The organism is Pseudomonas rustica (assembly GCF_018336155.1).
GTDB classification, from domain to species: Bacteria; Pseudomonadota; Gammaproteobacteria; order Pseudomonadales; family Pseudomonadaceae; genus Aquipseudomonas; species Aquipseudomonas rustica.
This window is the reverse complement of record NZ_JAGYHF010000024.1, coordinates 1-11,159: the sequence shown is the minus strand read 5'-3', so window position 1 is coordinate 11,159 and position 11,159 is coordinate 1. Positions and strand designations below refer to the sequence as shown.

8 protein-coding genes and 1 pseudogene are annotated in these 11,159 nt (G+C 59.9%); 7 read left to right on the top strand and 2 right to left on the bottom strand.

Annotated elements, in window-relative coordinates; translation table 11 throughout:
* The first annotated feature begins 236 nt into the window (after positions 1-236).
* From KFS80_RS26445 to KFS80_RS26430, 4 genes are read left to right on the top strand one after another with little or no spacing between them, the layout of a single operon-like run.
* Positions 237-881 carry an amino acid ABC transporter permease gene (locus KFS80_RS26445; RefSeq protein WP_212546436.1) on the top strand — a complete coding sequence of 215 codons (645 nt, stop codon included), beginning with the start codon at positions 237-239 and terminating at the stop codon, positions 879-881.
* Positions 862-1,521: an amino acid ABC transporter permease gene (locus KFS80_RS26440; protein WP_212546435.1), complete on the top strand. Its 660-nt coding sequence runs from the start codon at positions 862-864 to the stop codon at positions 1,519-1,521. The genes KFS80_RS26445 and KFS80_RS26440 overlap by 20 nt, the downstream gene beginning before the upstream one ends.
* Positions 1,518-2,300: an amino acid ABC transporter ATP-binding protein gene (locus KFS80_RS26435; RefSeq protein WP_158830843.1), complete on the top strand. Its 783-nt coding sequence runs from the start codon at positions 1,518-1,520 to the stop codon at positions 2,298-2,300. The genes KFS80_RS26440 and KFS80_RS26435 overlap by 4 nt, the downstream gene beginning before the upstream one ends.
* Complete coding sequence (locus KFS80_RS26430) at positions 2,297-3,169, top strand: transporter substrate-binding domain-containing protein (RefSeq protein WP_212546434.1); 873 nt, start codon at positions 2,297-2,299, stop codon at positions 3,167-3,169. Before KFS80_RS26435 ends, KFS80_RS26430 begins: the two co-directional genes overlap by 4 nt.
* Before the next feature lie 221 nt (positions 3,170-3,390).
* Here KFS80_RS26430 and KFS80_RS26425 read toward each other — a convergent pair whose 3' ends face one another.
* The gene (locus KFS80_RS26425; RefSeq protein ID WP_212546433.1) at positions 3,391-4,587 is read right to left on the bottom strand and encodes an AAA family ATPase; all 1,197 of its coding nucleotides are present in this window, start codon (positions 4,585-4,587) and stop codon (positions 3,391-3,393) included.
* Between the two features lie 212 nt (positions 4,588-4,799).
* On the opposite strand from KFS80_RS26425, the gene KFS80_RS26420 reads away from it, so the two are divergent.
* The 3 genes from KFS80_RS26420 to KFS80_RS26410 are packed head-to-tail and all read left to right on the top strand — an operon-like array spanning position 4,800 to position 10,071.
* On the top strand, positions 4,800-5,903 hold the full coding sequence (locus tag KFS80_RS26420) for an efflux RND transporter periplasmic adaptor subunit (protein WP_212546432.1): 1,104 nt from the start codon (positions 4,800-4,802) through the stop codon (positions 5,901-5,903).
* Entirely contained in the window at positions 5,900-6,964 is a 1,065-nt protein-coding gene (locus KFS80_RS26415) for an efflux RND transporter periplasmic adaptor subunit (RefSeq protein ID WP_159811981.1), read from the top strand. Before KFS80_RS26420 ends, KFS80_RS26415 begins: the two co-directional genes overlap by 4 nt.
* Complete coding sequence (locus KFS80_RS26410; protein ID WP_212546431.1) at positions 6,961-10,071, top strand: efflux RND transporter permease subunit; 3,111 nt, start codon at positions 6,961-6,963, stop codon at positions 10,069-10,071. The genes KFS80_RS26415 and KFS80_RS26410 overlap by 4 nt, the downstream gene beginning before the upstream one ends.
* Before the next feature lie 143 nt (positions 10,072-10,214).
* Here KFS80_RS26410 and KFS80_RS26405 read toward each other — a convergent pair.
* Positions 10,215-10,835 (bottom strand): annotated as a pseudogene (locus tag KFS80_RS26405) (class I SAM-dependent methyltransferase); the annotation flags it as partial.
* Positions 10,836-11,159 lie beyond the last annotated feature (324 nt).

Below are 11,159 nucleotides of genomic sequence, written 5' to 3'. Positions count from 1 at the left end.
AACGCCTTCAACGCCCGCCTCAACGCCACCAACAATTTCAAAATCTCCTGCGGATCCAGCCGCTGCGGCGCTTTTACGTCCATGTTCTCTTCCTTGTAATTGGTTTCGGCCGAGGAGTCTGGCCAAAAGCTGTGCGTCCTTGGAGGGCCTGAATCAAAAAAAGATCCGTCCTACAGCGCAAGGAAAAATAGCCTTCTTATTCCTTCCCGGCAAACCGACAGGATGATTACGCATTTATCCTCAGCACGCTGCCCGCGTTTCTCAAAGCCGTGGGTGTGACGCTGCAGGTCGGTTTCATCGCCATTGGCACCTCGCTGGTGGTGGCGCTGCTCAACGCGACGATTCTGGTGTTCCGCACGCCGTACCTGCAAAAACTGGTCGGCCTGTACGTAGAACTGGCGCGCAACACGCCGCTGCTGATCCAGTTGTTTTTCGTCTACTTCGCTTTGCCGGCAGTAGGGATTCAGGTGTCCGGTTTCACCGCCGCGATCATCACCATGACTTTCCTCGGCGGCGCCTACCTTACCGAAGTGCTGCGCGCCGGCGTCGATGCGGTGCCGCAGGCGCAACTGGAATCCGGTCGCTCCATCGGCCTGTCCCACGGCCAGTTGCTGCGCTACGTGATCCTGCCGCAAGCGGGAATCCTCAGCCTGCCGTCGCTGTTCGCCAATTTCATTTTCCTGCTTAAGGAAACCACCGTGGTCTCGGCGGTGGCGGTGCCGGAAATTCTCTACACCACCAAGAGCTACATCGCGCTCTATTACAAAACCTACGAAATGCTCGCCGTGCTGACGCTGATTTGCGTGCTGTTGTTCTTGCCGCTGTCACTGTTGCTCAGCCGTCTGGAAAGGAGGCTCCAGCATGGCCAGTTCGGGTCTTGAATTACTCTGGGTATCGTTGCCGCAACTGGCAAAAGGCGCCGGGCAAACCTTGTCGATCTCGTTTCTGAGCATCGCCATCAGCAGCGTCGGCGGCGTGCTCTACGGTGTATTGCGCACGTTGAACGTGACGTGGCTGAACGCGATTCTGCGGGTGTATCTGGAGCTGTTCCGGGCGATCCCGGTGCTGGTCTGGTTGTACCTGTTGTTCTTCGGCTTGCCGATTTTCTTTGGCCTGAGCATTCCGAGTTTCTGGTGCGCAGTGTTGGTGCTATCGCTGTGGGGCGCCAGCGAGGTCGGCGAAGTGGCGCGCGGCGCATTGCATTCGTTGCCGCGCGGGCAGCGTGAAGCGGGGCTGTCGATTGGTCTGAACGCCGCGCAACTCTATGGCTACGTGTTGCTGCCGCAAGCGCTGAAGCGCATGACGCCGCCGACCATCAACGTCTACACGCGGATCATCAAAACCAGTTCGCTGGCGGTACTGATCGGTGTGGTCGACGTGATCAAGGTCGGCCAGCAGATCATCGAGCGCACTTACGAATCAGTGCTGATCTACGGCGCGCTGTTCCTGTTTTTCTTCTTCATCTGCTACCCGCTCTCGGCCGCCTCGCGCGTGCTGGAGCGGCGCTGGACGCAAGCATGAGCGCATTGATCGAGTTTCACGGTTTCAACAAATTCTATGGCGAGCAGCAAGTGCTCAACGGCATTGATCTGCAGGTGCAGAGCGGTGAAGTGATCGTCATCCTCGGCCCCAGCGGTTGCGGCAAAAGCACCTTGCTGCGTTGCCTCAACGGTCTGGAAGAGGCGCACAGCGGCAGCCTGAAATTTGTCGGCCGCGAACTGCTGGACAAGGCCACCGACTGGCGCGAGATCCGCCAGCAGATCGGCATGGTTTTCCAGAGCTATCACCTGTTCCCGCACATGAGCGTGCTCGACAATTTGCTGCTCGGCCCGCTGAAAGTGCAAAAGCGTCAGCGCCGCGAAGCGCAACAACAAGCCGAAGCCTTGCTCGAACGCGTGGGACTTCTGGACAAGCGCGATGCGTTTCCGCGTCAGCTGTCCGGTGGCCAGCAGCAACGCATCGCCATTGTCCGTTCGCTGTGCATGAACCCACGGGTGATGCTCTTCGACGAAGTCACCGCCGCCCTTGATCCGGAGATGGTCAAGGAAGTTTTGCAGGTCATTCAGGGCCTGGCCCGCGAGGGCATGACCCTGCTGATCGTCACCCACGAAATGGCCTTCGCCCGCGCGGTGGCCGACCGCATCGTGTTCATGGATGCCGGGCGCATCCTTGAACAGACCCCGCCCGAGATTTTCTTTACGAACCCGCAAACCGCACGCGCGCAGCAGTTTCTGGAGAAGTTCTCCTTCGTTGCAACACTGCCCAAAACGAATCCGACAAAGGAACTGGAACTGTTATGAAAACTGCCGCTTTTTTACTGCCCCTATTGAGCCTCGCCTTGCTTGCCGGTTGCAGCAAAACCGAAGAACCGCCAAAGCCGAAAGTCGCCAGCGAAAGCACCGCGCCGGCCGGTTATCTGGACAAGATCAAGGCCCGCGACAAACTGATCGTCGGCGTATTTACCGACAAGCCGCCGTTTGGTTTTGTCGATGAAGCGGGGCGCTACGTAGGTTTCGATACCGACATCGGCCGTCGTTTCGCCAAGGATCTTCTCGGCGATGAAAACAAGGTCGAATTCGTTGCCGTCGAACCGGCGAGCCGCATTCCGTTTCTGCAAAGCGACAAGGTCGACCTGATCCTCGCCAACATGACCGTGACGCCAGAGCGCAAGGAAGCGGTGGAATTCACCAACCCGAACCTCAAGGTCGCGGTGCAGGCTCTCGTGCCGCAGAGCAGCTCGGTGAAAAACCTGGATGACCTGGCGACCCGCACCACCATCGTCACCACCGGCACCACTGCCGATATCTGGCTGACCAAGAATCACCCGGACTGGAAACTGCTGAAGTTCGAGAAAAACTCCGAGTCGCTGCAAGCCCTGGCCAATGGTCGCGGCGATGCTTATGCGCAGGACAATCTGGTGCTGTTCAGCTGGGCCAAACAGAACCCGGGGTATCGCGTGCTGGACGACAAACTCGGTGCCGAAGCGCCGATTGCACCGGCGGTGAAGAAGGGCAATATCGAATTGCGTGACTGGGTGAATACCGAGCTGACGAAGTTGGGTGAAGAGAAATATCTGCTCAAACTGTACGACCAATACGTGCGTAAAGAACTGAGCGATGACACCAAGCCTGAGAGCGTGATTGTTGAAGGGGGCAAGTGGCAGGGGTGATTGCCTGATGGGTCGGTGGTGAGGCTTGCCCCTCACCCCAGCCCTCTCCCGAGGGAGAGGGGGCCGACCGAGGTGTCCTGCGTCATACATCGACCTGAAAAACCGAGTCGATTATGGATTCACAGCAGCATTTTTAGGTCGGCGTCACTCTGGAGCATCCCCCAATCAGTCCCCTCTCCCCCCGGGAGAGGGCTAGGGTGAGGGGCTTTTGACCGAACTACTCAATCAGGCCAATACCACGCCGGCGTCTCCAGCACTTTCTGCCCGACAATCCCGGTTTCCCCCAGCGTCTTCTCCAGCACAATGCAATTGCACTCCGGATCCTCCTGCAACGCCGAAATCAACCGCCGCGCATGCGACACCACCCACACCTGACATTGCTCCGACGCACGAATGATCAACCGTGCCAACGCCGGTAGCAGATCCGGGTGCAGGCTGGTTTCCGGCTCGTTCAGCACCATCAGCGACGGCGGCCTCGGTGTCAGCAACGCCGCGACCAACAACAAATAACGCAACGTCCCGTCCGACAACTCCGCCGCCGACAGTGGCCGCAGCAAACCTTCCTGATAGAACTCGATGGCAAAGCGTCCACCCGCCTGAGCTTCGATATGCAGCCGCGCCCCCGGAAAGGCATCAGTAATCGCCGCACGCATCGCGTCGCCGTCACCGATTTCAATAATGGTCTGCAACGCCGCCGCCAGATCGCGGCCGTCGTGGTGCAGCACCTGCGTGCGCGTGCCCAATTGCGGTTGGCGCACCGGTGCGTCGGCGTCGCTGCGAAAGTGATCATAAAAACGCCAGCGGCGAATGAACTCGCGCATCTGGAACACTTCCGGCGAGCTGCGCAGGCTGCCGACCTGATCGAACAGGCTGTCGAAGTTCGGCGTGTGCTGCGCCAGCACATCCCATTGGCGCTCGTTGCGCGCGCGGATCATCGGGCCGTCGCGATCGACCAACAGGCTGGCAGGGCGGTAATGCGGGCCGGCCCAGATGCATTCGCGCTTGATCTGCGGGTCGAGGCTGAAGCGCGAAGGGATTGGCCGCGAGTGCTCGGGCAGCATGAAATGGCCGTTGGAATCGGGCAGGCCGAGGCTGATCGAATAACTGAAATCTTCCCCGGCAAAGCCCAGGCGCAAACGCTTCACGCCTTGGCGCACCGTCGACTGGATCGGCACCTCGCCGTTGCGCATGCGCCGGCTGATGGTTTCCGGCCCGGCCCAGAACGTCGAATCCAGTCCGCCTTCACGCGCCAGTGCATTGACCACGCCGCCCTGCGCGGTTTCCGCCAACAGGCGCAAGGCCCGATAGAGGTTGGATTTGCCGCTGCCATTGGGGCCGGTGATCAGGTTGAGCCGGCCCAGCGGAATCACCAATTTGTTGATCGAGCGGTAATTGGCCACCGCCAGGGTGTTGAGCATGAATGAGATCCTCCGAATCCGTCGCAGAATACCCCCTGTAGGAGCTGCCGAAGGCTGCGATCTTTTGATCTTTTCCGCAAAAAAGCAAAAGATCGCAGCCTTCGGCAGCTCCTTCGGTGTTTAATCTGTTATTCGCATGAGCAATGGTTGAACCCTGTTCTAAGCTCTGAAGTCGTATCGTCCTGATCGTCTAAAAATGCCAAGGAGTCTGCATGGCGGGTCCCGGAATTAAAGTGGTAATGGCTTTGAGCGCCATTGCCTTGCTGACCGCTTGCGGCGAAAAGAAGGCTCCCCAGGAGTACCTGCCGAGAGTCTTTATTCAAGAGGTGAAACCCGCGGATTACGCGGCCTCGGTGACACTGACCGGTGATGTGCAGGCGCGCGTGCAGACAGAATTGTCGTTCCGCGTCGGCGGCAAAATCATCCAGCGTTCGGTCGACGTCGGCGACCGTGTCACGGCCAAGCAAGTGCTGGCCAAACTCGATCCCAAGGATTTGCAGACCAACGTCGATTCCGCTCAGGCTCAGGTCGTCGCCGAACAGGCGCGGGTCAAGCAGAGCGCGGCGGCGTTTGTGCGTCAGCAAAAACTGCTGCCCAAGGGCTACACCAGCCAAAGCGAATTCGATACCGCGCAAGCCGCGTTGCGCAGCAGCCAAAGCGCCTTGAGCGCGGCTCAGGCGCAACTGGCCAATGCCAAGGATCAACTCAGCTACACCTCGCTGATTGCTGATGCGCCGGGCGTCATCACTGAGCGTCAGGCCGAAGTTGGCCAGGTCGTGCAAGCCACGGCGCCGATTTTCAGTCTGGCCCGCGACGGCGATCGCGATGCGGTATTCAACGTCTACGAGTCGCTGCTGGCCGAGCGACCGACAGATAACAAAATCACCGTCAGCCTGCTCGACAATCCCGAGATCAAAACCACCGGCACCGTGCGCGAAATCACCCCGTCGGTGTCCGCGCAGTCCGGCACCGTGCAAGTCAAAGTCACACTCGACAAACTGCCGCCGGGCATGCAACTCGGTTCGGTAGTGAGCGCGACGGCCAAGGGCACCGGCAAATCGGCGGTGGCTTTGCCGTGGTCGGCGCTGACCAAAAATGTCAGCGACCCCGCCGTGTGGCTGGTCGACGACAAGGGTGAGGCGCAATTGCACACGGTCACGGTCGGCCGTTACCTGACCGGCAAAGTGATCATCAGCGAAGGTCTCAATGGCGGCGAAAAAGTCATCATCGCCGGCGGCCAGTTATTGCACCCGGGCATGAAAGTAGAGATTGCCGAGAACACCTACAAGGATCTGGAAATGGGAGCGCAGCCATGAAGCGTTTCGGGCTGTTGGCCGTCGGGCTGTTGCTCGCGGCATGCTCCAAGAAGGAGCCGCCTCCGGAGCCGGTGCGCCCGGTGTTGTCGGTCAAGGTCGAGGCCTTGAACGAAGAAACCCTCGGTCGCTTCGCCGGCAGCATTCAGGCGCGTTACGAGAGCAACACCGGTTTCCGTGTCGGCGGGCGCATTGCCAGCCGTAACGTCGATGTCGGCACCGAAGTGGAGAAGGGCACGTTGCTCGCCACCCTCGACCCGTCCGATCAGCAGAATCAGCTGCGTTCGGCGCAGGGCGATCTGGCAAAAATCGAAGCGCAACTGATCAACGCACAAGCCAATGCGCGACGTCAGCAAGCGCTGTTTGATCGCGGCGTCGGCGCGCAGGCGCAACTTGACGAGGCCACTACTAACCTGAAAACCACTCAGGCCTCACTCGATCAGGCGCGGGCGGCGGTCAATCAGAGCAAGGATCAACTCGGCTACACCGAACTGCGTTCCGACCACAAAGCCGTGGTCACCGCGTGGAACGCCGAGGCCGGGCAAGTGGTGACGGCAGGTCAACAAGTGGTGACGCTGGCGCAACCGGACATCAAGGAAGCGGTGATCGATCTGCCGGACACTTTGGTCGATCAGATCCCCAAGGACGTGGTGTTTCTGGTCGCTGCGCAACTCGATCCCAGCATCAAAACCACCGCGGTCATCCGCGAAATCGAACCGCAGGCACAGAGCGCCACGCGCACCCGCCGCGCTCGTCTGACCCTGACTGATACGCCGGAAGGTTTCCGTCTCGGCACCGCGATCAGCGTGACCCTCAGCTCAGCGATCAAACCGCGCATCGAACTGCCGGCAACCACGTTGCAGGAAGTCGATGGCAAAACACGGATCTGGGTGATCGACACCCAAAACAAAACCGTCAGCCCCCGCGATGTCACCGTCGTCAGCCGCACCGACAGCACCGTGGTGCTTGCCGGTGGCGTGAAGAACGGCGAGCAAGTGGTCAGCGCCGGCGTCAACAGTCTCAAACCCGGACAATCAGTGAAACTTGACGAGGACAGTCAATGAAAGGCTCTTTCAACCTCTCCGAATGGGCCCTGAAACACCAGTCCTTCGTCTGGTACCTGATGTTCGTCGCGTTGCTGATGGGGGTGTTTTCCTACTTCAATCTGGGCCGCGAAGAAGACCCGTCGTTCACCATCAAAACCATGGTGATCCAGACCAAATGGCCGGGCGCGACCCAAGAGGAAACGCTCAAGCAGGTCACCGACCGCATCGAGAAAAAACTCGAAGAACTCGACTCCCTCGACTACGTGAAAAGCTACACGCGCCCCGGCGAATCGACGGTGTACGTGTACCTGCGCGACACCACCAGTGCCAAGGACATCCCGGAAATCTGGTACCAGGTGCGCAAGAAGATCAACGATATTCGCGGGCAGTTTCCCCAAGGCATTCAAGGCCCGGGGTTTAACGACGAGTTCGGTGATGTGTTCGGTTCGGTCTACGCGTTTACCGCCGACGGCCTGACCATGCGCCAGTTGCGCGACTACGTGGAGCAGGCGCGGGCGGAGATTCGCAACGTGCCGGGGCTGGGCAAGATCGAAATGGTCGGCCAGCAGGATGAAGTGATTTACCTGAACTTCTCCACGCGCAAACTGGCTGCGCTGGGCATCGATCAGCGCCAGGTCGTAGAGAGCCTGCAATCGCAGAACGCCGTGACCCCGGCAGGTGTGATCGAGGCCGGGCCGGAGCGGATTTCCGTGCGCACGTCGGGGCAATTCGCCTCGGAGAAAGACCTGGCCGAGGTCAACCTCAAGCTCAACGATCGCTTCTATCGTCTGGCCGACATCGCCGAGATCAGTCGCGGTTACGTCGACCCGGCCACCCCGGAATTCCGTTTCGACGGCAAACCGGCAATCGGTCTGGCGATCGCCATGCAGAAGGGCGGCAACGTTCAGGCGTTCGGTAAGGCGTTGCATGAGCGCATCGATCAAGTCACCGCAGACCTGCCGGTAGGCGTTGGCATCCACACCGTTTCCGATCAGGCCGTGGTGGTGGAAGAAGCTGTTGGCGGCTTCACCAGCGCGCTGTTCGAAGCGGTGATCATCGTCTTGGTGGTGAGCTTTATCAGCCTCGGCGTGCGCGCCGGTCTGGTGGTGGCATGCTCGATTCCGCTGGTGCTGGCGATGGTCTTTGTGTTCATGGAATACAGCGGCATCACCATGCAGCGGATTTCCCTCGGTGCGTTGATCATCGCCCTCGGCCTGTTGGTGGACGACGCGATGATCACGGTGGAGATGATGGTCACGCGCCTGGAAATGGGCGAGACCAAGGAGCAGGCCGCGACCTACGCCTACACCTCGACCGCGTTCCCGATGCTCACCGGTACGCTGGTGACCGTCGCCGGTTTCGTGCCGATCGGCCTCAACGCCAGTTCCGCTGGTGAGTACACTTACACGCTGTTTGCGGTGATCGCGGTGGCGATGATCGTCTCGTGGATCGTCGCGGTATTCTTCGCACCGGTGATCGGCGTGCACATCCTCAGCGCCAACGTGAAACCCCATGCCGCAGAACCAGGGCGCATTGGCCGCGCATTCAACGGCGGTTTGCTGTGGAGCATGCGCAACCGTTGGTGGGCGATCGGTATCACCGTGCTGCTGTTTGCACTGTCGATTTTCTGCATGCGTTTCGTGCAGAACCAGTTCTTCCCGGCCTCGGATCGTCCGGAAATTCTCGTCGACCTGAACCTGCCGCAAAACGCCTCGATCGACGAAACCCGCAAGGCCGTCGACAAGCTCGAAGAAACTCTCAAGGGCGACCCGGACATCGTGCGCTGGAGCACCTACATCGGTCAGGGCGCGATCCGTTTCTACCTGCCACTCGACCAGCAATTGCAAAACCCGTACTACGCGCAACTGGTGATCGTCAGCAAAGGCTTCGAGTCTCGCGAGGCTCTGAGCGCACGGCTGCGTGAGCGTCTGCGCAAAGAGTTCGTCGGCATCGGCAGCTACGTGCAGGCACTGGAAATGGGCCCGCCGGTAGGGCGTCCGATTCAGTATCGGGTCAGCGGCAAGGACATCGATCAAGTGCGCAAGCACGCCATCGACCTCGCCACCGAACTGGATAAAAACTCGCACATCGGCGAGATCATTTACGACTGGAACGAGCCGGGCAAAGTCCTGCGCATCGACATCGCACAGGACAAGGCGCGCCAGCTCGGGTTGTCGTCCGAAGACGTCGCCAACCTGATGAACAGCATCGTCAGTGGCTCGCCGTTGACCCAGGTCGATGACGATATCTACCTGATCAACGTGGTCGGTCGTGCGGTGGATTCCGAACGCGGCACTCCGGAAACCCTGCAGAACCTGCAGATTGTCACGCCGAGCGGCACCTCGATTCCATTGCTCGCCTTCGCCACGGTTCGTTATGAACTGGAGCAACCGCTGGTGTGGCGTCGCGATCGTTTGCCGACCATCACCATCAAGGCTTCGGTGCGCGACGAGATTCAGCCGACCGACCTGGTGAAAATCCTCAAGCCATCGATTGATGCCTTCGCGGAAAAACTGCCGGTCGGCTACAAAGTCGCCACTGGCGGTACGGTCGAGGAAAGCGGCAAGGCCCAAGGGCCGATCGCCAAGGTGTTGCCATTGATGCTGTTCTTGATGGCGACGTTCCTGATGATCCAGTTGCACAGCGTGCAGAAAATGTTCCTGGTGGCGAGTGTCGCGCCGCTGGGGCTGATCGGCGTGGTGCTGGCGCTGGTGCCGACCGGTACGCCGATGGGCTTCGTGGCGATTCTGGGGATTCTCGCGCTGATCGGCATCATCATCCGCAACTCGGTGATTCTGGTCACGCAGATCGATGAATTCGAACGCAAAGGCTATGAGCCGTGGGATGCGGTGGTGGAAGCGACCGAGCATCGACGCCGGCCAATCCTGCTGACCGCTGCGGCGGCGAGCATGGGCATGATCCCGATTGCCCGTGAAGTGTTCTGGGGACCGATGGCCTACGCGATGATCGGCGGGATTGTGGTGGCGACGCTGCTGACGCTGCTGTTCCTGCCGGCGCTGTATGTGGCCTGGTACAAGATTCGCGAGCCGAAAAAAGATCAAGTCAACAACGGCCCTCACCCTAACCCTCTCCCGGGGGGAGAGGGGACTGACCGAGGCGTCTGAAGATATCCATCGACCTGAAGGATCGGGTCGATTATGGATTCAGTGAAGTTGGGTCAAGTCAGTGTATTTCCTGAATATCCCCCAATCGGCCCCCTCTCCCTCTGGGAGAGGGCTGGGGTGAGGGGCTTTCCCTGACCCGACTCCTTACGCCAAACGCTGGCCAACCAAGGCTGCTGCTCACGCGGCAGCCCCGCCGGCCGGAAGTAATGCTCCAGCTCGGCAAAACCCGCCGCCGTCAACAACCCCTGCCACGCCGCCAGATCGTGATACGAGCCATAACGCGGCCCGTTCCAGCCCTCACGGTTATCCCCGCGCGGATTGGAACTGAACAACACCCCACCGGGTTTTAAAGCGCCATGCAATTGCTTGAGCACCCGCGGCAACTCCTGCAACGGCACATGAAACAGCACCGCATTGGCAAAAATCCCGTCAAAGCGTTCAGCCGGCAGATCCAGCTTCAGAAAATCCTGCTGTAACACCTCACAGCCGCTGTCCTCCCGCGCCATCCGCGCAAATTCCTCAGAGCCATCCAGCCCCACCGCAACGTGACCCATACGCGTAAACGTCTGCAAATCCCGCCCCGGCCCGCAGCCGAAATCCAGAACGGTGAACGGCGCTGAACCCTGAATATGCCGCAATAGCGCATCAATATTCTGGCTGACATCGTGATCGCGGGTGCCTTCACGGAAATCTTCGGCCACCGAGTTGTAATGGCCGAGGGTGGTGGCGGTGATCTGCTCGAGATCGGTGAGAGTCTGCTTCATGGTCGAGGGCTGCGCGGGCAAAGGAGTTATGGGGAATATACGCCATCAGGTTTGGGGCTGCTGCGCAGCCATCGCGAGCAGGCTCACTCCCACAGTTGGAATGCGTTCCCCTGTAGGAGCCGAGCTTGCTCGCGAAAGCGGCACCACTGACGAAACAGCACTTGGATACTCCCACCTGTTACTTCTTACAGTATCGACCCGATGAAAAAACCTTCAGGCTACCCCTAAGTCTGGAGGACGTTCACAGCCATGAAGGCGACTCAGCACTCACCTCATCCCACCCTGTCCGTCGTCGACCCGCGAGCACTGGCGATTCGCAGCGTC